Genomic DNA, 25,595 nt, shown 5'->3' on the forward strand with positions numbered 1-25,595 from the left:
TCAGCAACGGATACTTCGGTAAACAATTGAGATGACATGATTAAATTCCTTGATATTTTCAGGTAGGTTTTTTGTTGTGATATTCAGCAGGTGGAGGAATAACATATCAATAATTAAGCCTAAGTTAAGCAAATATTTTGATTTTAATTAGAGTTAATTTAAGATAAAACCCTACATCTATTGCCTACTTAATACTTAATTATTGATGTTAAGTTATCCAGATAAATACCACCTGCTAACTTCAGCGCAGAAATTTATGCAAAAGTTGGGAAAGGTAAAATGGGAATCCCAAGAATTGCACCGAAAGTCACAGCACTAACTCCAGATGAGAATCTCTGATCTCTTACACCAGTAGTTTGTGTAGAAGTACCATGAGCATTAGAGTTAGTGGTAGAGCTAAAACCTTCAAAGGAACTCAGAAAGTTACTAGCATTAATCGTTTGAGAAAGTCCACCAGCGATAACTTCTTGTTCTGAAACAGACAATTCAGTAAACAATGAAGATGACATGTTTAAATTCATCGTTGTTTTCGTGGGAATTTAGTTAATCGCGGCTTGTTGATTGCTGTGTTAGCGACTCAACTGCCTGCTTGTTTAATAAGATAAGGGAAGTTCAATAGATAAGTCATTTTCAATTTGTGCACATTTCTTTGCTAAATCAAGAATTATACGACTCTGGTTAAAGTCAATATTTTTTCTGAAAAATACATGATATAAATTTACTTATTTGCTATAGAGAGAAAGCATGTATTGAGCATGAAACAATAATATTTATTTTCTACAGGATAAATATTTCAAAGATTCTGATTTTGAATATAAATTTATTGCCTACAGGATATCATTTTTGTATATCCACATTACCAAAATGTATAAACAGGAAAAATAACTAAGATTTAGCACTAGTTTTTAAGCACACTCGAGAAAGTGATAGGATAGCTGCATCTAGCTTGCATCACAAATATGCCAATCAATATTATGGTTTGAATTGAATTATGCAATTGCAAGCTGTAACGGCTGAGATAGTGATTCAAAATGTGTTCAGGCAACGCCAATACAGATATCCGCTACAATCGGCAAGTAAGCCTCAATCAGTTCTTCTGTAGATAAGAGACTGAAAAGTTACATTCCATACTCACATCAGCTAAAATACTAACTGCTACTAGCTGTTTAAAGTTTTAATTCTTTATTTTTAATTGCTTATCACTATGCACAATTCTGTTGAATTTCAAGATGCTTATGATGTAATTGTTGTCGGTGCTGGCCACTCAGGTTGTGAAGCGGCTTTAGCTACTGCTCGTCTCGGTTGTCGGACTTTGTTATTGACACTTAATTTAGATAAAATCGCTTGGCAACCTTGTAACCCTGCTGTGGGTGGCCCTGCCAAATCTCAGTTAACCCATGAAATAGATGCTTTGGGTGGAGAAATTGGCAAAATGGCCGATCGCACTTTTTTACAAAAACGCATCCTCAATTCCTCACGGGGCCCAGCTGTCTGGGCATTACGGGCGCAAACAGACAAGCGTGAATATGCAGCCATCATGAAGGGAATTGTCGAGAATCAAGACAACTTGACAATTCGCGAAGGCATGGTGACAGATTTGGTCTTAGGCGCTAATGATGAAGTGATTGGCGTAGAAACTTACTTTGGTGTAGCCTTCCAATGCAAAGCGGTAATCATCACCACAGGTACCTTCTTAGGTGGCAAAATCTGGGTGGGTAATAAGTCAATGGCCGCAGGTAGGGCAGGTGAATTTGCAGCGGTGGGTTTGACAGAAACCCTCAACCGTTTGGGTTTTGAAACCGGCAGATTAAAGACTGGTACACCGGCAAGGGTAGATAAGCGGTCTGTTGATTACTCCAAGATGGAAATTCAACCAGGGGATGAAGAAGTACGCTGGTTTAGTTTCGACCCAGAAGCGTGGGTAGAAAGAGAACAAATCCCCTGTTACATGACCAGGACAACCAAGGAAACCCACCGTTTAATTCAGGAGAATTTACACCTGTCCCCTGTTTATGGTGGTTGGGTGGAAGCTAAGGGGCCGCGTTATTGTCCGAGTATTGAAGATAAGATTGTTCGATTTGCTGATAAGGACAGTCATCAAATTTTTATTGAACCAGAAGGGCGGGATATTCCTGAGTTGTATATCCAAGGGTTTTCTACTGGATTACCAGAAACTCTGCAATTACTCATGTTGCGGAGTCTGCCTGGTTTAGAAAACTGTGTGATGCTGCGTCCTGCCTATGCGGTGGAATATGATTATTTACCTGCTACCCAGTGTTACCCCACATTGATGACAAAGAAGGTGGAAGGGTTATTCTGTGCTGGACAAATTAATGGCACCACCGGTTATGAGGAAGCTGCTGCCCAAGGGATAGTGGCGGGTATTAATGCTGCGCGGTTTGTGCGTGGGCAAGAAATGATTATTTTCCCCCGTGAGCAAAGTTACATTGGTACTTTAGTGGATGACCTGTGTACTAAGGATTTGCGGGAACCTTACCGGATGCTCACGAGTCGCTCTGAGTATCGGTTACTACTGCGTTCTGATAATGCTGACCAAAGAATGACACCTTTGGGTCGAGAAATTGGTTTAATAGACGATCGCCGCTGGCATTTATTTACTAGTAAACAAGAGCAAATTGCCGCAGAGAAAGAACGGCTCTATGCTACCAGAATTAAAGAACATGACGAAATTGGCCGAGCGATCGCTCATGATACTCAACAAGCAATCAAAGGTTCAATCACCCTTGCAGACTTACTACGTCGGCCTGGTTTCCATTACCTTGACCTCAACCGCTATGGACTAGGTAATCCTACCCTCAGCCAAGCCGAAAGAGAAGGTGCAGAAATTGACATTAAATACTCTGGTTATTTAGCCAGACAACAAAATCAAATCGAACAAGTTGCTCGTCAAGCTAACCGCAGCCTACCAGCAGATTTAGATTACACCGCCATTGATACCCTCTCTAAAGAAGCCAGGGAAAAACTCTCCAAAGTCAAACCCTTAACTATAGGCCAAGCAGCCCGCATTGGTGGTGTCAACCCTGCGGATATTAACGCCTTGTTGATTTATTTGGAAATTCGTAAAAACCAAAGCCAGCAAGACTTTCCAGCCTTAGCAACTACTCCATCTCAATCTGGTTGAGTTTACTATAAAATAATGGGATCGGTATGATCGATGACATAGTTTTTTAAACTAACATCATCAACCCTTTCCAAATCAGAGTAGAATTTAATACCACTGTTGCATCAACTCATTCCCTTGGGAATGGGTGATTGGTTATTTGTTTTTACATCTACTTTTTGATTTCCAGGCAGTAGGGGTGTAGTTTCCCCATTCTTGCAGCCACAACCCAGAACGCCTATGATACCAGAAGCCAGCAGCAATCTTATCGTTTCGGAAGTATCAGAAGAGTTGAGCGCCAACGAGCCTTGGTCAATAGAAACTTATGCCGAAGGCTTAATGGATGAACTCTTTGTTGATATTGACAATATTCTTGAGGGGCGAGTCAAACATTCTACTCAACCCGCAACCAGAACTGTACGTAAATCCGCCGCTTCTGTACAATTTCCAGAAGTTGTATTACCAACTACCGTTAATGGCAGCCTCAAAACAGTTTCTGTCCAGCAAGTTTCATCAGCCACTGATTCTCCATCCATGGCCCTGGTAGTACAACCTGCTACCGTCACAGCAATTACAAGAGCCGCTGAGCCAAAAAATAGTGGTTTGGGTAAACTGCTGATTCTGGGAGCCAGCATTACTGTGGCTATGGCGGGGATGCTTTATCTAACAGAGTCGGGGTCACTTACTAACATCTCTGCTAACTGGAGTAATCAAACTCTTCTAGCACCAGAAACCCAAAGAGCAGCAGTTAATCAGCCTAACCCCAATGCAGAACTGGTTAATTATATGCTGGCAGCTTTGGAGGTGATAGACCAACCAGGAAGCAGTAATCATCAAACATCTGGAAAAACTGGATTTCCTGATGTGAATCTCCATCAAAAGAATGCCCTAGCTTTACCAACTACTCAATCACTAGGGACTCTGCCACCACCCCTAACTGCTAACAATACAATTCCCATTCCTGGACAGTCTACAAACGTGGTAGAGCGGATTTATATTCCTGTCTATCAAGCGCCACCACCAATGCGCTATCCTATCCCACCCGTACCTGCCCTACCTGCTTCCATATCTTCAACGTTGCCATTACCCCAACCTGTGAAGAATCAGCCAGTACAAAACAAACCTAAAGTAGAAAATGTAGGTGTGGGTAAAAATCCTTTGGCAATGGTGAAACCAGCTGCTATCAAGTCCCAGCCTTTACCCATAGGACAACCCAAAATGCCCACTGCGGCACCATTACCACCGACAACGGCTGTACAACCTACCCTACCCAAGTATTCAGCTGAGTTGGAGGGTTTGTTGGAATTGGGGCAAAAATCTGCGGCCTTATTTAAAATTGACGGGGTGACTCGTCGAATTAACTTAGGGGAAAGCATTGGTGCCAGTGGTTGGACATTAGTGGAGGTAAGTAAGGGAGAAGCTATTATCCGGCGCAATGGAGAGGTACGCTCTATTTATGCTGGACAAAAGTTATAAAATCCGGGTTTATGGTTAAGTCAATGTTGGCATTGCTGAATGAGAAAATGAATTGATATTTTTGCAGACGTTATAAAATTAGCGTTTGTGTTTTTTTGGATGTTGATTTCCATCATTCATTATGTTGATCAGCAATGCCAAAATCTTAGTCATCAATTCCAGATCATCTATAAATCGCCTGGATTAATTAAGGCATACTCACACACCGTTTTTTACATTTTTACAAATTCATCCATTCTTTATTGCCAGCAAAACCTTTTGATTTAGTCCGCTTCTTCTGGCTTTCTGTTTCTTTACCATTTAACATCCATTCCAAATGCTGCGGTAAAAGTTTTGCTAAATCATAATTCTGCAAAATAGTTTCCCTGGCTTTATTTCTGATTTTCTGCATTTGTTCTGGGTAATTTAAGGCTTCGTCTACTCGTTTGGCAATTTCTTCAGGTGAAAAGAAATCAACTAATAAGCCATTAACACCGTCTTGAATTACTTCTAATACAGGGTCTGTTTTGGAAGCGATTAATAAACATCCAGCCGCCATAGATTCTAACATTGACCAAGATAAAACAAAGGGACGGGTTAAATAAATATGGGCAGAAGAAGCTTGCAAAACTTGCAGATATTCAATGTAGGGTAGACTGCCTGTAAAATGTAATCTCGATAAATCTAAAGATAGTTTTTCTAACATTAATTTCTTATAGGTTTGACCTTCTGGTAGTTGTTTACCGTAGGCAACTCTATCGTCTCCAACTACCACGACATGACAGTTAGGTCGGCGTTGCTGAATGAGGGCTACAGATTCCATAAACTGAGGAAAACCACGGTAAGGTTCCATTCCTCGTCCCACATAGGTGACTAATTCGGAAACATGGGAAAGGTCAAGATTGATGCGGGGTAAAACTAATTTTGCTCCTGGTTTGGGGATAAAGAAATTAGTATCAACTCCATCATGGATAACATTGATTTTGCTTTGTAATTCTGGGGGAAATTGTTGACGCTGCCAGTAGGTAGGAGCCAAACCGCGATCGCAACTGTATAAATCAATTAAGATGGGTGCATTTTTGATCCGAATGCGACATTCATCATTAGGTGTCATCGGGTCGCTGGGGTCAAAGTCGGCATCTGTGCCGTGGGCATGGTAAAACCATTCAAAATAACAGATTAATTCGGCTGTGGGGAAAATATCTTTAATAAATAAGGTGGGGCCCCATCCAGAATGCCCATAAACGATATCGGGAATGAAACCCTTGGCTTTTAGTTCTTGACAGATGCGATAAATTGCTTGTCCAGTGAGAACGGCATTTTCTAAATTGCGAATATAGTGATGTGTTTGCGGTGATGCTGCGCGGGCAGGATTATAAATAGCTTTAAAAACGCCAGGAATTTCTACATCATTACGGTTAGTAGCAAACACCACCTGAAAGTTAGGATCATTCCCTAAAACCGTAGCTAGGTGGCGAAATTGGGCGGGAAAGTTGGGGTGTAAGAATAATATCCGCTTGGGAGTGGTAGTAATGCTGTTCATAAATGTAAATGATATGGAAACCCTTACTGTATTTAATAGACTAACCTGTCAATTTGGGTTGAACCTTTGATGTTTAAGACTTTGAGGCTCACTAAGGTTATATCTATAATCTTTATGGACTAATTATTTATCCATCTCGGTAGCTCCATTTTCCCATCTGCTCAGTGCAGTTTAAAAAACAATTTGCCAAAATGGCATACACCTAGTGGGGGTGGTCAGGTTAACATAGCCTCTACTGCTGCCGATGTAACGGCACATTACTCTCACTTCATTGTTGTCGTTTGTTTACCTCATCCAAGATGGCAAACAAATTAGGGGTGTCTCTGGTTAGGAGTTAATCAATTTTGTTCTGAATGAACAAAATTACGGGTCTCAGGCTTGGGAAAGAAATATAAGAATGCTGTAACGGCCGTTGCACATCTGTGGTTGAACTGCATGTTTCAATAATGCAGTCAATTTGTGCTGGCTAAGTGAGAGTCATATTGCTATTTACCAAGGCAGTGATTAATTGTCAACCTTTCACCTCAGGGAATATTCCTGAATAACGATGACTATTATACTTGACTCACTTTTACAGCCAGAAACAGCTACAACAGCAAATGGACAAATCCTTGTATTTATCGATGCAGGAATTGAGGACTATAATTTACTAGTAGAGGGGATTTTACCTACAGCAGAAGCGATCGCTCTCCATCCCCAAGAAGATGGCATTACTCAAATTAGTGAAATTCTCAAAAATCGTGCTGTCAGTAGCATTCAGTTAATTGCTCATGGTAGTTCCGGCAGCTTAAAACTGGGTAGCACCACGCTCAATTTAGAAAATCTCCACACCTATAGCCAGCAACTACAACAGTGGCAAACCACAGATATTCTCATTTATGGTTGTGAAGTCGCTTTAGGAGAGCGCGGTCAAGGATTTTTACAACAACTACACCAAATCACCAAAGCCCATATTGCTGCTTCTGCCCGCAAAATTGGTCAAGGTCACTGGGAATTAGAAACCAAAATTGGCTCTCCTTCCAGCACTTTAGCTATCACTGAGTCTGTCCAAGCCACCTATCCGGGACTTTTAGTCTCCTTCAGCGAAGTCAAAAACTTCATCGCTGATATTAAGCCTTTTTCCGTCGTAGCTGGTGATTTTAATGGTGATGGCAAACAAGATTTAGCCGTAGCCAACAGTGGTAGTAATAACATCAGTATATTGTTGGGCGATCGCACAGGCAACTTCAGTTCCCCCTCCAACTTCATCGCAGGTATTACTCCCTCAGCCATTGCTAAAGGAGACTTCAATGAAGATGGCATCCTTGACTTAATCGTCACTAACTTCAATAGCAACAGCATTACCCTGCTACTAGGAGATGGTACTGGTAGTTTTGGTCTACCTACCACCTTTACTTTATTGGGTGGCAATGTTGACCCTTCTGTTGCACCTTCATCCTTAGCAATAGCCGACTTAAATAAAGACGGCAACCTAGATGTAGTAGTAGCCAACTATGTCAGTGGTGATGTTTCCGTCCTACTTGGTAATGGCACAGGTTTATTTAGCCCTCCCAATGCCTTTTTTGTGGGAGATTTACCTGCATCTGTCACTCTTGCCGACCTGGATGGTGATGGCAATTTGGATATAGTTACAGCCAACAGCGAAAGCAATGATGTTTCTATTCTGCTAGGAGATGGCACTGGAAATTTTGGCGACGAAATTGTCTTTGACGTGGAAACTGGTCCCAACTCTGTAGTTGCCGGTGACTTCAACAATGATGGACTATTAGATTTAGCCACAGCCAACAGTGAAAGTGATAACGTTTCCGTCCTCATAGCTGAAGGTACAGGTTTTGTTAAAAAGAATTTTAATGTTGGTACTAGTCCCACCCTCATTGTCACTGGTGACTTCAATGGTGACGGTAATCTTGATTTAGCAACAACAAACTTCGATAGCAATAACGTCTCTGTCTTAATTGGTGATGGTGCTGGCAATTTTGCTGATGCTGCTAACTTTGCTATTGGTAATGGTGCTAATTCCTTAACCGTCGGCGACTTTAACGACGATGGCAAGCCAGACCTAGCAACAGCTAACGGTGACAGTAACAACGTTTCTGTACTATTAAATAATAGTGTATTTCCTGTACAAGTCAGCAATACCAGCAATGATGTCTTTAACATTCGCGGTGGTAGTGATAAAGCCACCGTGAAAATTAGCCTCACCGGTAATAATTCTAATCAAGTCAGTGAATTTGGTTTATTTATAGTTGATGATCAAAATGGTAATATTAATGGCATGGCTCCTGGTGCAGAAGGTTATGCAGAAGCAGCATTAGAACGTGCCCAAATTATTTTTTCTGCCATCAATAATGTTCCTAATGGATTTAGCCTAGAAAATTTCTGTCGCATCTTGGCATTTAATCCCAACACTTATGTGAGATTTTATTTAATTCCTGGTAGTTCTCTAGATGCGCTAGAATCTCAACTGATTGATATTAGCAATGTCCTTTTCCCCAGCATTTCTAATCTACAAATCAACCAGCTAGAAAATGGTGGATTTTCCCTATCTTGGGATGATAATTCTGACCAAGATATTGATTTTCAAGATATCGCTATTAATATTGAACCCACTGATCAAACTTCTCCGCTGGGAACAGGTTTGCAAACTCAGTCAGAAGGAGAAGTGATTGATTTACGTAATACTTCAGGAGAGATTAACGCTGAATTTACATTTAGCCGGGAAGCTTCATATAACAATTTTGGTGGATTTTATCGGGTACTCAATGCCCAAGGTGGAATAGATACTAATAATGATGGGCAAGTTGACCTGCTACCGGGACAAGCTGGCTATATGCAAGCAGCAGTGGGTTCACGTCTTGCAGATATTAACTTAACGGTCAACAACCAAAGTAGTATGTCTTTAAGCACTACCTTACAAGGTGGGTTTATTTATGTCCCCTTTATCGTTGTGAATAGCCAACCTGAAGCCCTTTTTGATAACAATCCTAATAATGATCCGGCTGTATTCTTCCCATTTTTAGGAGCTAATTCTGATGGTATAGATCATGTGCGGATGCTGGGTGATAATATCTTTGCTTTTGAAGACATGATGAATGGTGGTGATAAAGATTTTAATGACCTCATCGTCCAAGTAAACTTCACAACCACAGCTTAAACAACTGAAAATTACTGCACATAGATATTAGGGTAGGGTAAGGATTCAGGTGAGGGGTATTGACAAACAGGGGATAGTTTCCATCCTGAGACAATAAAAGGCTACACTGTCATTGGTCACTCTTCACCCATTACCTTTAATCCACTAACTTCACTCTAATTAATATTTTGATTATACAACGCCAATGTTAAACCCAGGAGAAATTGCCGATCTCCTGGGTATTATATCTTTACCAATTAGGTAAAAACTGCCAACTAATTTTTTGATTTCCTGTTGCTTACATTCACATTTAGACCAGTTGTCCTTCCGCTAGACGACTCCGGGATAAGCCCCGGAAGTGGGATTTGAACCCACGCAACAAAGTCCTGATGCAAGCGATTGACATTAGCCGCAATTATTTTAGCTTGAGCTTGAATGATAGTCTAAAGCTAAAAATTAGACTAATAGCGTGCCTCTTCCAGTTGGGCTACTCTCCGTAACTATTGAGCGGAGAGGTGGGACTTGAACCGCACACTTAACGCTGTTTTTAAACTCAATTCAAAACCATTATATATCAAAAAGATAAGAAAAAATAGGAGTTGCTACGTCTTTTTTCTCCACTTCAATTGAGTTAGCAGTTTCACGGGCAAAGATAATAGCACGATTCAATTTATCCACTTTTTTCAGCAATTCATTTTGCTGGGAGCGTGTAATAGCTCCAGTGAATTTTACAGTTTTCCACTGACCTTCCGGGATATCTTCCGAGACTTCCTTAACCTGTGCTGGATGTTCTTTGGTTGCTTCATATAACACAACTGGTTTAGTAATTCGCTTAGTTTTGGTTGTGTATTTAGCTTCTGTAGAATAACAATCCAGTTGATTATTCTCTATCCAAACCTCTGTAATATCTTGCACAGGTAAAGCTTGGATAAAAGTCTTAATATCTTGCAATTGTTTTTCCAAGAATAACAGATAAGATACAGGCACATCGCGTAAAAGGGTAGTTTCTCCTACAATGATGTCTGCTTTAGCCTGGGTATTGCCCCAGTCTTGTGTTGCGGCAATATTAAATAGTTCTGATAGTTTATGTAAAGTCTAGTTTTCAAATCGCCTCCTTAAGAAAAAACACGAGATTTTTATTAATATTTATAAATCTAAGTAATTACAATTTCAGGACTTACGCAAAATATTTCTGAAACTCTCTTTCCTTCCTTTCCTTCGTGGTTTATTATTTCGTAACTTGCGCGTAACCCCTAAATTTTAATCTCAATCTTGAGAAAGATGTGTTTTATATAGCTAATTTTGTATTTATTAGTTACCAGTAATCATCATGCAATTTGTATTTTTGTATGTTTGTGATTTTTTCTATAACTTTTAGCTTATTCCTAAAGAAATCCTATTATTAGGAGAGCTTCATGCTGGCTCTACAGTTAAATAGTGAGAATCTGCCATATCCTGACCCAATTCATCCCATCATTGTGCATTTTGTAATTGCAATGGTGTTGTTTTCTTTTTTTTGTGATGTAGTGGGTTATTTTGCTCACAATGTGCGTTTGTTAGAGGTTGGTTTTTGGAATATGTTTGTGGCAGCGATCGCTATTTTTGTGGCGATCATTTTTGGGCAGTTGGAAGCCGGTCTGGCGAACATTTACCCAGCCGTCCAGCCTACATTGAATTTTCACACTGTTATGGGTTGGTCTTTGGGAGCGATGGTGGCAGCAATTACTGCTTGGCGATTTGTCATTCGCGATCGCCTACTGCGGTCGAAACGCGATCGCAACCCCCTCAAACTGTCTCCCGCATACCTCGGCGTTGCCACATTCTTAGTTTGTCTAGTTTTATTGCAAGTATATCTAGGAAGTAAGCTGTTTTGGGTCTACGGATTGCACGTTGAGCCTGTTGTGGAAGCTATGAGGCAAGGCATATCACCATGAACTCCCAACTAATTGAGCAATTAAGACTGAGATTAGGCGTTAATGGATTGCCCTACGAAATCCCTATGCACCCAAAATTGGTGCATCTAACATTAGGCTTATTTATCATTGCCATCTTATTTGACATAGCAGGAGCTATTTTTCCCATAGAGAAACCCATCTTTAAATTCTTGGGTTTAACTGCCATTCGTTCTGGCTTCTTTGATGTTGGCTGGTACAACCTACTAGGGGCTGCTGTTGTGACTTTTTTCACCGTTGGATTTGGTTTTTTCGAGTTACTACTAGCCAACCCACCAATTAATCAAAAGAGTGATTGGGGCTTAAATGCCTCTTGGACAATGCTGTTACATGGCTTGGGTGGTGTGGTGTTGTTGGGGGCGATTGTCGCTATGACGGTGTGGCGAGGTTTGCAACGCTACCACTGGCGTAAAGATACTGTCATACAGGTGCAGCGGGGCTACTTGTTGGTAGGCATTGCTATGCTGGGTATTTTGTATATTCACGGAACTTTAGGAGGGCAATTAGGCGGAGAATTTGGTATTCATGTGACTGCTGCTCAGTTAATCCAAGATAGTGCCAATCCAAATTTATTACCTAAATAAAGGAAAATTTAGCAAATTTTATGTCTAAATTTTTAGAATATTTGTTAATAGCTGGTTTTATTGCTGTACTGCTCGTTGTTAGTCATTGGATTGGTCAGCAGGCTTACGCTTGGATGCCTATTGAAGCTACAGAAGAAGCGCAAAAAGTAGATGCTTTATTTAGCTTCTTAGTCTCAATTGGTGCGTTTATTATACTTGGGCTTGTGGGGATGATGCTATTTTCAATATTATTCTTTCGCGCACCTGCTAATGATTACAGTGAAGGACATCCATCTAGAGGAGATATCAAGTTAGAAATTTTATGGACGGCTGCGCCAACTGTATTAGTGTTGTGGCTAGCTTTCCAAGGACTCAATATTTATCAGCAATTAAATATTTTGGGTTTACAACAAATTGTGCATTTGCTTACACCTTGGGAATCTCAACCAGCTTATGCCGTATCAGCTGTATCAATTGATGAACCACCTAAACCTGCGGCAGAAACCGTAGATGTGTTCGTCAAGCAGTGGGATTGGTCTTTTCGCTATGCCAATAATGTTATCAGTCCTGAATTACACTTACCTGTCAATTTTCGCACTCGCCTAAATCTGCACGCGCAAGATGTACTTCATAGTTTTTACGTCCCTGATTTTCGCTTACAGCAGTATGTTGTCCCTGGACGTGACATTGAGATTGTAGTGACACCCATTCGTATAGGTAAATACACACTCAAAGATGCTCTATTTAGCGGCACTTACTTTGCTTTGATGGATGCGAATGTACAGGTTGAATCTCTAGAACAATATCACCAGTGGCTTGCCCAAGCGGAACAAGAACCTCCAACTATTCAAAATCAAGCAATTGCTGAATATAATCAACCGCCAAAAACACTATTTAAGAGTGGTTGGTATACTATCGCGCCCAATCAAGAGGTTATTGCCCGCCAAAGGAAAGTTACTAATGACACATGACTCTTTAGAAACAACACCTCAAACCGAGCCAGAAAATAACTGGAAAAACTACTTCGGCTTCAACACTGATCATAAGGTGATCGGTGTGCAGTACATGGTAACGACTTTCATTTTCTTCTTGATTGGTGGACTTTTGGCGATGCTCATCCGCGCTGAATTGATTACACCGCCATCAAATTTGCTAGATCGTCCTCTGTATAACGGCTTATTCACCCTGCACGGGACAATCATGATTTTTCTATGGATTATCCCCTTTAATGCAGGTCTTGCTAACTACTTAGTACCATTGATGTTGGGAGCGCGGGATATGGCGTTTCCTCTGGTCAACGCTATCTCTTTTTGGATGATTCCACCAGCGGGTGTTTTATTACTATCTAGCTTCTTTCTTCCCAATGGTACAGCACAATCAGGCTGGTGGTCTTATCCGCCAATTAGTCTGCAAATTCCGCCTGGTCAGCCAATTAACGGTGAATTTATTTGGATTCTGAGTTTAGTCATTATCGGCATCTCATCCATTATGGGGGCTGTTAACTTTGTCTCTACCATTTTTTGGATGCGCGCCCCAGGTATGACCTTCTTCCGAATGCCTGTTTTTGTTTGGTCAGTTTTCAGCGCCCAGTTGTTGCAGCTAGTGAATTTACCTTCTCTCACTGGTGCATTGATATTGCTGTTATTTGATCTCAATTTCGGCACACAATTCTTTAAACCCTTAGAGAATGGCGACCCCATCATTTACCAGCATCTCTTCTGGTTCTACTCCCACCCCGCAGTATACATCATGGCATTACCAGCATTTGGTATTTTTGCCGAAGTTCTGCCAGCATTTTCCCGCAATCCTTTATTTGGCTATCGCTCATTGGCTGTTGCTTCTTTAGGCATCGCCATCGTTAGCATTTTCGTATGGGTGCATCATATGTTTACCAGTGCTACCCCTAGCTGGATGCGGATATTATTTATGTTTACTTCCATGTTGGTTGCTGTACCCACTGGTGTAAAGGCATTTGGTTGGACGGCTACAGTTTGGAAGAGTAAGCTGCACTTGGAGACACCCATGCTGTTCGCCTTGGGAGGTGCAGCCATGTTTCTGCTTGGTGGTGTCACTGGTGTGATGCTGGCAGCTGTACCGTTTGATATTCACGTCCACAATACTTACTTTATAGTGGGACACTTCCACTACATTGTCTTTAATACCATCACAATGGCAATCTTTGCCGCCATTTACTTCTGGTTTCCCAAAATTACCGGACGGATGTACGCCGAAGGTTGGGGAAAATTACATTTTTGGTTAACCTTTATTGGTGCGAACCTGACATTCTTCCCCATGCTTCCCCTCGGTTTACAGGGAATGGTACGCCGAATTTCCTCCTATGAACCAGAGTATCAAGGATGGAATATTGTTGCTAGTTTAGGTGCATTTTTACTGGGAGTATCTACACTGCCCTTTATTGGCAACATGGTGGGGTCTTTATTATACGGACAGAGAGCAGTTAATAATCCCTGGCACGCTACCGGACTGGAATGGACAACAACTTCTCCACCACCACGGGAGAATTTTGCAGAGATTCCCGTAGTGAAAAGACCACCTTACGACTACGGCGATCCTAAATATTCAGTCATAGAACCTAATGAGTCAGAAGAAGAAAGGCGTAGAGAAATATGGGAGAGATAATCACCATTAATACTCAATAACTGATATATGAACCGTCGAACTATTTACATAGATGAAAGTCCTATCCGTTTTGAAAAGTGGCGGAAATATTTACCGACTTGGCTCAAGCGATTCTTGCCTAGTAGTGGTGGTAAAGCTGAAGACCATCATGGCAAAGCAATTTTCGGATTTGTCGTATTTCTACTATCGGAAAGCATCATTTTTTTGAGTTTTATCTTTACATACATTGCTTTGCGATTAACACACTCAGGAAATTGGCTACCACCTGGTATTTCCAGTCCGGAATTATCTACCCTTGTGATTGTTAACTCGGTAGTTTTACTATCGAGTAGCTTTGTAATTCAACCGGCTGAAAATGCTCTTCAGCGTGGCAGATTAAATAAATTTCGCTGGCTGTGGTTGATAACAATTTGTATGGGAACTTTCTTCTTAATCAGTCAAGGAATTGAATGGAGTAAGTTAGATTTTGGGTTAAGTACCGGATTAGTAGGTTCTACATTCTACCTCTTAACAGGTTTCCACGGTTTACACGTTCTTGCTGGTGTAATTCTCCAGGTAATTATGCTGATTCGTTCTTTCATTCCAGGTAATTACGATAAAGGTCATTTTGGTGCAAGCGCGACCACTTTGTTTTGGCATTTTGTTGATATAGTTTGGGTTTTTCTGTTTTCACTGCTTTACTTGTGGACAGCATAAAAAGATTAAAAAAATAAATTTTAGGAATAATAGGAATAATTTGATGAATTTACTAACGCAAGAATTACCATCTCCGCGGTCAATGGAAGAAGCTCCAGCGCCAGGCAAAAACCAAGATCAACTGATTGCACGTGGGTTACAAAAAGAGCAGTACATTGGCATTTTTGGGCTAGCGATCGCCTTGATTGCTGCTGTAGGTTTGTTGAGTCGCCGAGTTGAATATGCGATTATCTTTGCCTTTTTTATTAGTGCAATTCTTATTGCTTTCTTTTTATTTATATAACAAGTTACTCATTCTCTAGTCCCCAATAATCAATAGAGTTTTTATGAACAGTCCAGTTTATCAAACTGTAATTGTCGGTGGTGGTTTTACCGGATTATTTACAGCATTACATTTAGCTCATGCACACTATCTCCGCTCAGTAATTTTGATTGATAAAAATGAACGCTTCTGTTTTAAACCATTACTTTATGAATATTTTGATGGCGAAATGGATAGCTTTCAAGTAGTACCGCGCTTTGCAGAATTACTTCACGGTAGTGGCGTGATTTTTGTCCAAGATACAGTGCAATCTATAGACCTGTATCAAAAGCAAGTAAAATTAGGTTCTGGTGATGCCTACCAATACAGTAATTTAGTATTAGCCCTGGGTAGTGTTACTGGCTATCATCATGTTAAAGGTGCAAAAGAAAACGCCTTTCCTTTTTGGACACAAGCTGATGCGATCGCACTCGATAAACACTTACGCGAGTGTTTACACCAAGCAGTCCAAACGGAAGATATAGAACAACGCCGAAAGCTATTAACTGTAGTCGTAGTTGGTGGTGGACCTAGTGGTGTAGAAATGGCTGCTACACTAGCAGACTTTCTCCCCCATTGGTATACAGCTTTAGGAGGAAATCCGGCTGAAATTAGAGTGATTCTCCTCAATCATGGTCAAGAAATTTTAGAAGGCGATATTAACGATTTACTGCGCCAAATTGCTGAACAGGAACTACAAAAACGTAGTGTAAAAATTGAAATTATTACAGGGGCAGAAGCTACTGCTGTTCAGGCGATCGCTATTGAATATAAACACAATAATGAAGTTAAAATCTTACCAACACACACAACAATTTGGGCTGCTGGTACTTCTACCCATCCTTTAATCAAAAACTTACCAATTTCCCAAGAAAATCGAGATCATCATGGTCGTCTCTTAGTAACTCCCACAATGCAATTGCTCGACTTTCCAGAAGTATTTGCAGGTGGCGATTGTGCAGATGTTCAAGATACTTCCCTACCACCTACCGCCCAAGTTGCCTATCAACAAGGAGCGAATATTGCTCAAAATTTGAAAACACTTGCTCTCGGAGAAGACCCCAAACCAACTAAAGTAAATATTCGAGGGACTCTCTTAAAACTGGGTTTAAATGATGCGGCTGCTAACTTATTTAATGTTTTTGAGGTTACTGGTGAAACTGCACATTTAATTCGTCAAGGCACATATTTAACATTATTACCAACACCAATTCATGACTTTAAAGCTGCAACGGAATGGCTAGATGAAGAAATTTTTCATCACCATATCGATTCTCACGATGTTAGTGACAAAGTGGTGCAAGCGGTGGAATTAGTGGGTGCTGGAGTTGTGGGTGTTTTAGTGGCGAGAAAATTATTAAAAATGTTAGGTGATGAAGAAAAGAGGGACTAAGAGGGTGTTGGAAACTAAAAATCCACTTACAGCAATTACTGTAAGTGGATTTTTGGAGTTATTTTTAGTGGATCCGAGCAGAGTCGAACTGCTGTCCAAATTGGGTATTGACCCCCCGCTCATTCACAGGTTTAGCCTTTCTGACCCTCAAGGCGGGAATCGTTCATTGTCCCGAACGTAGGATGCTCTGATTAAGTCTTAGCTAACAAGTCAACCAGAGAATACTTGTTAGAGCATCCGTTGGGGTTAGCCTCTAGCCTTTAACGGAGTCAGACTAGAAGCGCTCGGACCTATAAGAGGCTATTAGGCAGCAACTAGGGCTTCCTTACGAGCAAATTTTACGATATTGTTCGCATTTACTTTTTTTTCGAGCCTTGTATTTCCGAGAGACGACTCACTCTCGACCTGAATCACAGAGTAGCGTTCGCCAACCTGTCGAAACCGTTACGGACCCATGTGGTTCATACTTCTATTATAGTGCCCTGTTTTGGCAGTGACAACTAAAAAGCATAGCTGTCCATAATCATAGCATAAATTATAGAATTTTCAGCTTATCCAGAAGCGCGATCGCAAACTTCATGACTCTACCCTTTTACAGATGGAGATGGTCTACAAGTCGGTTCCAATATTGCTGTAGCAAGTAGGGCAACACAGAATGATGTGTTACAACTTTTACTTATTCTTCAGGTTTTGTCATAAAAGTAGCAACTAACCACTGATTTTAGCTATTTTGCTAAAAATTTCTTTTCCTTCGTGAAAAATTTATCAGTAAGTTGAAAATATTTACTAATAAGGATAAAGTATAATCTTGTAGCTTTTCAGCCAATATCAGACTCTAGTCCTGAAATTATCGTGGAATGTTCCTGTAAGTCAATCCTATCTTGACTTATAAATATTCTCAACTAATATGTTCCACCAGTGAACCTTACAAGCTAAAACTACCTTAGCTAAATGATTATATTTTTCAATTGATGAGCAGAGCATGACAAAAGCAACCACAGCATCACCAAGGAACTGGAATATACCCAAAATATCGCCATTAGCGGGTTTGATTCTAGGTACACTGATTTTGCTAACTTGCTTTGTGTATAGTATTACCTTAGGTGCAGCAGATATACCGTTAGACAAGATTCTGGAATCCTTTATCAACTTTGATGGTGCTTATGAACATTTAGTCATCCAGACAGTGAGATTACCGCGATCGCTCATTGCTCTACTCGTAGGCTCATGCTTGGCAGTTTCTGGCTCATTAATGCAAGGTTTGACACGCAATCCCTTAGCAGATCCAGGCATTTTAGGTATTGAATCAGGAGCAGCATTAGCTGTAGTTACAACAATTTTTGTATTTGGTAACTCTTCCTTAGGTGTGCTAACCGCAGTAGCTTTTGTAGGTGCAGGCGCAACAGCTATGTCAGTTTATCTCCTTGGTTCTCTGGGAAAAGGAGGAGCAACCCCACTGAATTTGACAGTTGCAGGTGCAGCCTTAACTGCGCTTATTTCTTCTCTAACTACAGCTATTCTCATTGTCAGCCAACGCACCTTAGAAGATATTAGATTTTGGTTAGCTGGTTCTTTAGCTGGAAGGGATTTCCACATTTTATTGCCAGTATTACCTTTTGTGGTTGTTGGTTTAGTCGTCGCCTTTGTCTTGGGTAGACAAATCACAACTATGAGTCTGGGTGAAGATGTGGCTAAAGGCTTGGGTCAACAGACAGCTTGGGTCAAAATTACAACAGCTATTAGCGTGGTTTTGCTAGCAGGAAGTTCCGTCTCATTAGCTGGGCCAATCGGCTTTATTGGCTTAGTAGTTCCCCATCTCGTGAGATTTTTTATCAAAGCTGATTATCGTTGGATTTTGCCTTACTCTGCGGTTGTCGGTGCAACTTTACTGTTAGTTGCAGATGTGGCAGCACGTGTCTTACTCAAACCCCAGGAATTACCTGTGGGAGTGATGACAGCATTAATTGGCGCACCATTTTTTATTTACTTGGCTAAATCAAAGGTAAAAAAATGAAGGCTGATTGGCTTGTAATCCGTTCCGAGAACATATCTTTGCGGATTGACCGCCGTGTGCCACCAATACTGCTATGTTTGGCGGTGACAGTGGCAGTAGCGATGGTGATGAATTTAGGTCGAGGTGAATATCCGATTTCTCCTTTAGATATCGTCAAAACCGTATTGGGTATAAATACAGGCAACCCAGACCATGCTTTTGTCATTTATAACCTGCGTCTACCCCGCACCCTGGTTGCTTTTATGGTGGGAATGGCACTGGCTGTTTCTGGGACTATATTTCAAGGCATCACACGCAACCCATTAGCTGATCCTGCGATTATCGGCATCAATGCAGGAGCAAGTCTAGCAGCAGTTTCAGTCATTGTTTTCTTTCCATTAGCACCCATTTACACTGTGCCTGTGTCAGCCTTTGTCGGTGCTCTATTGATGGCTGGGTTAATTTACTCCTTAGCTTGGAACAATGGTAGTTCCCCTGTTTTGTTTATTTTAATGGGTGTGGGGTTATCTGCGATCGCTGGTGCTTTCACCAATTTGATGATTACCTTTGGCGATATATATAGTGTGAGTGATGCTTTGGTGTGGTTAGCTGGTAGTGTCTACGGACGTACCTGGGAACAAGTCTTTTCCTTTTTACCTTGGTTAATCATTTTTTTACCCATGGCTTTGCTATTAGCTAGACATTTGAACGCCTTAAATTTGGGAGATGATGTAGCCAAAAGTTTAGGCACTCCTGTGGAATGGCAACGGGGTTTACTGGTGCTAGTGGGTGTAGCCTTAGCAGGTTCAGGAGTCGCCACTGCGGGCATGATTGGTTTTGTAGGATTAATTGCACCCCACTTAGGCAGACAGTTAGTAGGGACAAATCATCAAGGATTGATTCCTACCTCTGCATTATTAGGAGGAATGCTAGTTGTGGTGGCAGACTTCCTGGGTAGAACTCTGTTTGCACCTATCGAAATTCCTTGTGGGGTGGTGACCGCTGCCGTCGGTGCCCCTTATTTTCTCTATTTACTCATTCGTAATCGGAAGAAGTAGGGGCGGGTTCTGTGAGATTTTCACACAGAAAACAAATATATCAGTTATACCCGCCCGTACATAGAGGCAGGTTCTGTGAGATTTTCACACAGAAAACAAATATGTCAGTTAAACCCGCCCGTACAACAGTCAACAATCAACATTTAAAATGGGAATAAATATGAAAGGATTATCAACCAAAGGTCTATCTTTAGCTTACGATGGTGTGTCAATTATCCGAGACCTCAATTTAGCAGTTCCTCCCGGAAAAATTAGTGCTTTAGTCGGTGCCAATGGTTGTGGTAAATCTACTTTATTACGAGGTTTAGCCAGATTACTTAAACCCTATGGTGGTGCTATTTATCTAGATGGACAATCTATTTTTAATCTTTCTACTAAACAAGTCGCACAACAACTAGGAATATTACCTCAAAATCCAGTGGCACCAGAAGGATTAACAGTCAAAGACTTGGTAGGACAAGGACGTTATCCTTATCAAAATTGGTTGCAGCAGTGGTCAGAACAAGATGAAATAATTGTCCAACAAGCATTAGAAATTACAGATTTGTTAGCCTTGGCAAATAGAGCATTAGATACTTTATCTGGTGGACAAAGACAACGTGCTTGGATTGCTATGGCATTGGCTCAAGATACAGATATTTTATTATTAGATGAACCAACTACTTTTTTAGATTTAGCCCATCAAATAGAAGTTTTAGATTTGTTATATGAATTGAATCAGCATCAAGAACGAACTATTGTCATGGTGCTGCACGATTTAAATCAGGCTTGTCGTTATGCAGATTATTTGGTTGCTGTCAAACAAGGCAGAATTTTCACTGCTGGAGAACCTCAGGAGGTCATGACAGAGGAAATGGTCAAAGAAGTTTTTGACTTAGATTGTCGTATTGTATCTGACCCAGTTGTGGGAACACCAATGTGTGTACCTATAGGACGTAAAGGCAAGGTCAATATACTGTCTAATTAATAAATGAGAATGAAAGAAATAATATGAAAAAAATTTGTTACTGCTTGCAGCTATTTTTAGTAGTATTTTTTTCATGTTTTACAAGCATTGCTTGTCATAGTATTTTACCAGATCAAATATCCTCAAATTCTGAATGTCGATTAATTAAGCATGATCTAGGGGAAACTTGTGTACCTCTAAATCCACAGCGAATCATTGTGACAGATCAAGTTGCCTTGGAAAATGTTATAGCCTTAGGATTAAAACCTATAGGAATGCCTGACACTACTTACGTAGCTAGTAAATCTAGTTTTCTCAAAAACCAAATAGCTGATATACCTTACATTGGCAAGGAAGACCAGTTTAATTTAGAAAAGATTTTAGATTTAAAGCCAGATTTAATTATTAGTTTATATGGAATGAGTTCAACCAACTATCAGTTACTTTCTCGCATAGCACCTACGGTTAAATTTAGATATATTCATGCTGAATGGCAAAACTCTTTTCGACAAATTTCTACAGTTGTCAATAAAACTAAACAAGCAGAAAAATTACTGGATGAATACAAACAAAAATTAGCGAAATTGGGGGATTTAATTAAAAATAAAAGCAATAAAGTAAAAGTGTCTGTTAGCCGTTTTCATGGTGGTGTAAAACTGCCAGAGTTTCGTTCTCAATTTTCCTTTCCTGGTAGTATTTTACAAGAAATTGGTCTTTCACTGCCAGATAATCAAAGCAAATTAATTAAAAATCCTGATGATACTTTGGTAATTTTAAATTTAGAGCGTATAGACTTATTGGATGCTGATGTTTTATTTGTAGCGGTAGACCCTGGTGCTAAAGATTTATTTCAAAAATATCAACATACTCGTCTTTGGCAAACTCTGAATGTGGTGCAAAATCAACGAGTTTATAGTGTTGATTCTAGTTACTGGATTTTTGGTAGTATTCTCTCCGCTAATGCCATAGTTGATGATTTATTTAAGTATCTATTACAAACAACATAAATTAATCATGGAATTGTCAAGATTCTGCATCATAGTCAGGTATAATCGTTTCTACTTTTCGCAGCACGGGGATAGAAAAGCCTAGCCAACCTGCTAGCAGCATACACAATGAGCAAATCACATATAACAATCCTATCCCTGCACCGGTACCAGTCCCAAATAATCCGCCAAAAATAGCCACCAAAACACTGCTTGATTGCAAAGCTGGTGTAAACACCTGATCTGCCAAGGGGCCGGCAATTAAATGGCCTAGCGCGGAAGCAATCTGTAATAATAGCGATCGCGTGGCAAAGACTCTCCCCTGCACATCAGGAGGTACTTTCGCTAGCCAAATTGCATTATCTGAACTGCCATTCAAAGGAAAATTTAAAGAAGAGCAAAACTGTGCTGGAATCCACACCCAAGGTGTTCTCCCTAAACCAAATATAATTTTACTAATACCAGCACCTATCATCCCCCATAAAACACCTTTAATTTTCTGTCTAAACCCACCCCAACTACTGACAATTATTGCCCCTATTACTCCACCAAAACCAGCCGCAGCAGCCAAACTTCCCAGCAATACAGTATCGTTATTAGTGCGAGATAAAATCATTGGTGTATATAGAGAATTACCAATGTCATGGGGTAGCCAAAATAATAAATTTATGAATAACAACGCTAGTAAACTTTTGTGATGATTAATATAATGCCAACCTAATGCTAAATCCTGCCCTATATTGGCTAAATTTTCCGTTTTTTCTTTTGGTATTGGTTGAGGAATTTTGACCAATACTAAACTAGTAATAGCAATTGCAAAAGTAGAGATATCAATCAACCAAATGCCAACAAAACCAATAACTGTATAGAGATATCCTGCCAAAGCAGGTGCAATAATTTGACTGCCGTAACCAGATAGAAATTCTAAACTACTAGCACGAGTGTAGTGTTGCTTAGGAATCATCAGTGATACCGATGAAGAAGAAGCCAAATATTGAAACTGATTAAAAGTACCAACAATCGCCCCTGTCAGATAAAAATGCCAAATTTGTAAATTATTAGTGAGATGCAATAACAAAATAATAATGGTGCTGATCACCGCAACTGTATCCCCCAGCATCATTAAAAGTTTACGATTAAATTTATCTACAATTACACCACTGATGGGGGTAATCAAAATACTGGGTAGTAAGCTAAAAAAACCTACTAGAGTTATAGTTGTTGCTTTACCTGTGATTTCCCATGCCCAAATTTCAATTGCAAAAGCGGTCATGCCGCTACCAATGGTAGATACTAATTGACCAAGCCAAACTATGAGAAAACTACGCATACTGGCTGGATTTGTTGGTTGTGACATCTTGAGTTATGGTGCGGCAAATGAAGAGTATAGTTAAAAACCTTTGAATATGAGCATTGAGTATTTATTTAATTACTTTCTGCCATTTCTTCCTTCATCAAGGCGATTCTTTCCTGTGGTTTTAATAAAGGACAATTTGGACATTGTTGATTGCATGGAGGAATGAAAGCATATAAACAACAAGTGAGACGAACTGTGGTATTAGTTGGTAACCCAGGTTCGTTGATTTGTTCAGTACGCACTAAGTTGTAAAGTGGGTTTTTTCCTGGCATAACTGAACTGTATGGTTGTTTATACAATGCAGAATAATCTGTGTAGATAGCTTCTGAATTTGTATATTTACTAAGTTCAGCAAACTGTCCTTCCGAAGCATTTACCGCATTACCCCACATGGTCTTTTTAGATAGTTTGGTTAAGCAATGCACGCGGTTTATCATTGGTGCTAGATTATGCTGAAATAAACCTGTAAAGACAGTTTGATGTAAAGCTTCTACAGTATTGACAATTTTGCCTGGGTAGTCTTGAGGAATGGGAATAGGGACTCGCTGAGGATAAATAACAGTACCACTTAAATCATGAATCCATAACGCTTTGGGTTCTCCGTTTTCCACGACAAAACTCACATTTTCCAGCCTTGTATCCAGACCTAAACCGGCCCAAGTCATCAAAGCTAAAATCCCTGGTAATGTTGTCCAACTATATATTTTGTTCCAGATAGAAGCAGCAATGCGAATATCTTGAGTTTTTTGGTATTCCTCCCTCAATCGCCAATGAGAAACAAGTCTATAGGGTTGGAGATAATTAATTAATGAAATCACTTCAGCGTCTTCAGGTGGCTGAGTCAAAATTATCTGTTCTGTATAGAAACGATCTAACTCACTTTGAGCAAGATGAAATATCTCTTCTAAGAAATTCAACACAATTTTTTTAGTGGCTTGTTGAGAAATTATGTCTCTATTTTGATGAATGATCATAAAAATTTCATTAGGTATTTAAACAGGTTGCTTTCATTAAATTCTCTTTTGGCTTTTAACGAATTTCATTACATCTTCTGATAAATCTGTAAAGATGTAATTGTCTTGACATTTGATTAATCAACGTTGGCTAATAGTATTTTTTATTACTATTGCTGAATTTAATTATTGAAAATAATTGCAACTGTATTCAGAGAAAATATTTTTATCTTTAATTATCAAAATTCTATTTTCTGTTATGGAAATCCTATTATTGACAACGTAATTTCAGAAAATTTCAGGAATCTGGTAATAGATATTTAACTAAGTCATCGAGAACAGCATGAGCAGAAAGGACATTACCAAAAATCCAGTAACTTGAATCAACAGTATATACCCGTTTATTTTTCACTACATTCAGTGTTTGCCATAAAGGACTATGTTGATATTTTTGGAAGTTTTCTTCTGCACCTGGATCTAGTGCAATAAACATCACATCCGACTCTAGCAAATCTACTCGCTCTAAACTAACATTATAAAAACTGATATTTGTACCACTACTAATCTGATGTTGTGCTAGAGGTATAGATAGTTGTAACTCTTCTAAAATACTGACGGGGAAAGATAATTTGTTCAAAAATTGTGTAAATTGAATACTTGTATAAAATCTCATTACAGCAATTTCTTGTTTGTGATTTTTTTGAGCAAACTGCAATCGCAAATCTTCAATCCTTCGTTGGTAATTTTCCAGTAATTCCTCTGCTTGTTTTTCTTTACCAACTACTTGAGCAACTTCCTTTAAAGTTTGTTTCCAATCTTTTTCTGTATAAGTAAAACAAACAATTGGGGCTATTTTTGATAGTAATTGATAATCAGAAGAGCTGCATAAAAAGCCTAAAATCAAATCTGGTTTCAATTTAATAATTTTTTCAAAATTTATTTGACTTTCCTTTCCTAAATCAATAATTCCATCTACCTTATCTCTCAATATATGACTCTTATTGCCTACTCTGTTTGCCGATGTTGCTGCAATCGGTTTTAAGCCTAAAGCTACTAATATTTCTAAACTTTCTTGATCAGATACAATAATACGCTGGGGATAAAAGGGAATACAACTTTCTCCTAATGTATGTTTAACTATGCGACACTCTGAGTCTATTTTTTTTTGATTTAGATAGGATATTTTTGGTGATGAAACAATAGAATAAATATGAAAACAAATGACAACTAAGGTCACGATTAAAAATAATTTAATGTATCTATTGGAGAATATATTAATCATTATGTCTTGATAAATTATTTAGTAAAACAATCAGCAGTTTATACAAATTTAAATAATGTTGACGATAGATAAGCCCACTTGATGCTAGACTCCCCTGGATAAGGGGATATCTATGTGTCACATTCTTTTTTAAAATTGGCATTAGTTATTAATTTGCTATTAATATTCAAATTAATGACCATAATTTCACTGTTGGTGAGTTCTCAGATGAGTCCTGAGTTGA

The 25,595-nt window shown here is 39.6% G+C and carries 19 protein-coding genes, 1 other RNA gene and 1 pseudogene; 14 read left to right on the plus strand and 7 right to left on the minus strand.

All coding sequences use genetic code 11. From position 1 onward, the window contains the following. Positions 1-254: 254 nt before the first annotated feature. On the minus strand, positions 255-521 hold the full coding sequence (locus tag H6G73_RS21320; RefSeq protein WP_206756243.1) for a CTB family bacteriocin: 267 nt from the start codon (positions 519-521) through the stop codon (positions 255-257). Positions 522-1,198: 677 nt separating this feature from the next. Here H6G73_RS21320 and mnmG point away from each other — a divergent pair. Continuing rightward, positions 1,199-3,142 (plus strand): tRNA uridine-5-carboxymethylaminomethyl(34) synthesis enzyme MnmG, encoded by a 1,944-nt coding sequence (gene mnmG / locus H6G73_RS21325; RefSeq protein WP_269468939.1) that lies wholly within the window; start codon positions 1,199-1,201, stop codon positions 3,140-3,142. A 219-nt stretch (positions 3,143-3,361) separates the two neighbouring features. Next, the gene (locus H6G73_RS21330; protein WP_190608103.1) at positions 3,362-4,597 is read left to right on the plus strand and encodes a hypothetical protein; all 1,236 of its coding nucleotides are present in this window, start codon (positions 3,362-3,364) and stop codon (positions 4,595-4,597) included. 220 nt (positions 4,598-4,817) lie between these two features. Here H6G73_RS21330 and H6G73_RS21335 read toward each other — a convergent pair whose 3' ends face one another. Continuing rightward, positions 4,818-6,119 carry a glycosyltransferase family 4 protein gene (locus tag H6G73_RS21335; RefSeq protein WP_190608104.1) on the minus strand — a complete coding sequence of 434 codons (1,302 nt, stop codon included), beginning with the start codon at positions 6,117-6,119 and terminating at the stop codon, positions 4,818-4,820. A 547-nt stretch (positions 6,120-6,666) separates the two neighbouring features. Here H6G73_RS21335 and H6G73_RS21340 point away from each other — a divergent pair. Beyond that, on the plus strand, positions 6,667-9,273 hold the full coding sequence (locus tag H6G73_RS21340) for an FG-GAP-like repeat-containing protein (protein WP_190608105.1): 2,607 nt from the start codon (positions 6,667-6,669) through the stop codon (positions 9,271-9,273). 546 nt (positions 9,274-9,819) lie between these two features. On the opposite strand, the pseudogene H6G73_RS21345 reads toward H6G73_RS21340, so the two are convergent. Further along, positions 9,820-10,329, minus strand: a pseudogene (locus tag H6G73_RS21345) (DUF7873 family protein); the annotation flags it as partial. 338 nt (positions 10,330-10,667) lie between these two features. Between H6G73_RS21345 and H6G73_RS21350 the strand changes: the two are divergent. Genes H6G73_RS21350 through H6G73_RS21380 form a run of 7 tightly spaced genes read left to right on the plus strand, consistent with a single transcriptional unit; the run spans position 10,668 to position 16,797 of the window. Beyond that, a complete protein-coding gene (locus tag H6G73_RS21350; RefSeq protein WP_190608107.1) occupies positions 10,668-11,186 on the plus strand; it encodes a DUF2231 domain-containing protein in 519 nt (172 codons plus the stop codon). Next, a complete protein-coding gene (locus tag H6G73_RS21355) occupies positions 11,183-11,788 on the plus strand; it encodes a DUF2231 domain-containing protein (RefSeq protein ID WP_190608109.1) in 606 nt (201 codons plus the stop codon). The genes H6G73_RS21350 and H6G73_RS21355 overlap by 4 nt, the downstream gene beginning before the upstream one ends. 20 nt (positions 11,789-11,808) lie before the next feature. Next, entirely contained in the window at positions 11,809-12,738 is a 930-nt protein-coding gene (locus H6G73_RS21360) for a cytochrome c oxidase subunit II (RefSeq protein ID WP_190608110.1), read from the plus strand. After that, complete coding sequence (locus H6G73_RS21365) at positions 12,728-14,407, plus strand: cytochrome c oxidase subunit I (RefSeq protein WP_190608112.1); 1,680 nt, start codon at positions 12,728-12,730, stop codon at positions 14,405-14,407. Before H6G73_RS21360 ends, H6G73_RS21365 begins: the two co-directional genes overlap by 11 nt. 27 nt (positions 14,408-14,434) lie before the next feature. Beyond that, on the plus strand, positions 14,435-15,103 hold the full coding sequence (locus tag H6G73_RS21370) for a cytochrome c oxidase subunit 3 (protein ID WP_190608114.1): 669 nt from the start codon (positions 14,435-14,437) through the stop codon (positions 15,101-15,103). A 43-nt stretch (positions 15,104-15,146) separates the two neighbouring features. Further along, on the plus strand, positions 15,147-15,386 hold the full coding sequence (locus H6G73_RS21375; RefSeq protein WP_190608116.1) for a hypothetical protein: 240 nt from the start codon (positions 15,147-15,149) through the stop codon (positions 15,384-15,386). A gap of 43 nt (positions 15,387-15,429) precedes the next feature. After that, entirely contained in the window at positions 15,430-16,797 is a 1,368-nt protein-coding gene (locus H6G73_RS21380) for an NAD(P)/FAD-dependent oxidoreductase (RefSeq protein ID WP_190608118.1), read from the plus strand. A gap of 65 nt (positions 16,798-16,862) precedes the next feature. Here H6G73_RS21380 and ssrA read toward each other — a convergent pair. Beyond that, positions 16,863-17,251: a transfer-messenger RNA gene (ssrA, locus tag H6G73_RS21385) on the minus strand. Positions 17,252-17,779: 528 nt separating this feature from the next. On the opposite strand from ssrA, the gene H6G73_RS21390 reads away from it, so the two are divergent. The 4 genes from H6G73_RS21390 (at position 17,780) to H6G73_RS21405 (ending at position 21,801) form a co-directional block, all read left to right on the plus strand. Continuing rightward, positions 17,780-18,811 carry a FecCD family ABC transporter permease gene (locus H6G73_RS21390; RefSeq protein ID WP_190608120.1) on the plus strand — a complete coding sequence of 344 codons (1,032 nt, stop codon included), beginning with the start codon at positions 17,780-17,782 and terminating at the stop codon, positions 18,809-18,811. Beyond that, positions 18,808-19,848, plus strand: a complete 1,041-nt coding sequence (locus H6G73_RS21395) for a FecCD family ABC transporter permease (RefSeq protein ID WP_190608122.1) — start codon at positions 18,808-18,810, stop codon at positions 19,846-19,848. Before H6G73_RS21390 ends, H6G73_RS21395 begins: the two co-directional genes overlap by 4 nt. Before the next feature lie 160 nt (positions 19,849-20,008). After that, complete coding sequence (locus tag H6G73_RS21400) at positions 20,009-20,815, plus strand: ABC transporter ATP-binding protein (protein WP_190608123.1); 807 nt, start codon at positions 20,009-20,011, stop codon at positions 20,813-20,815. Between the two features lie 197 nt (positions 20,816-21,012). Next, a complete protein-coding gene (locus tag H6G73_RS21405; protein WP_244997450.1) occupies positions 21,013-21,801 on the plus strand; it encodes an iron-siderophore ABC transporter substrate-binding protein in 789 nt (262 codons plus the stop codon). Positions 21,802-21,817: 16 nt separating this feature from the next. Here H6G73_RS21405 and H6G73_RS21410 read toward each other — a convergent pair whose 3' ends face one another. From H6G73_RS21410 to H6G73_RS21420, 3 genes are all read right to left on the minus strand, one after another. After that, entirely contained in the window at positions 21,818-23,137 is a 1,320-nt protein-coding gene (locus H6G73_RS21410) for an MFS transporter (RefSeq protein ID WP_242034272.1), read from the minus strand. 68 nt (positions 23,138-23,205) lie between these two features. Then, complete coding sequence (locus H6G73_RS21415; RefSeq protein ID WP_190608126.1) at positions 23,206-24,111, minus strand: ferric iron reductase; 906 nt, start codon at positions 24,109-24,111, stop codon at positions 23,206-23,208. A 277-nt stretch (positions 24,112-24,388) separates the two neighbouring features. Continuing rightward, positions 24,389-25,372, minus strand: a complete 984-nt coding sequence (locus H6G73_RS21420) for an iron-siderophore ABC transporter substrate-binding protein (RefSeq protein WP_190608128.1) — start codon at positions 25,370-25,372, stop codon at positions 24,389-24,391. Positions 25,373-25,595 lie beyond the last annotated feature (223 nt).

This window comes from Richelia sinica FACHB-800, from assembly GCF_014698825.1.
In the GTDB taxonomy this organism is placed as follows: Bacteria; Cyanobacteriota; Cyanobacteriia; order Cyanobacteriales; family Nostocaceae; genus FACHB-800.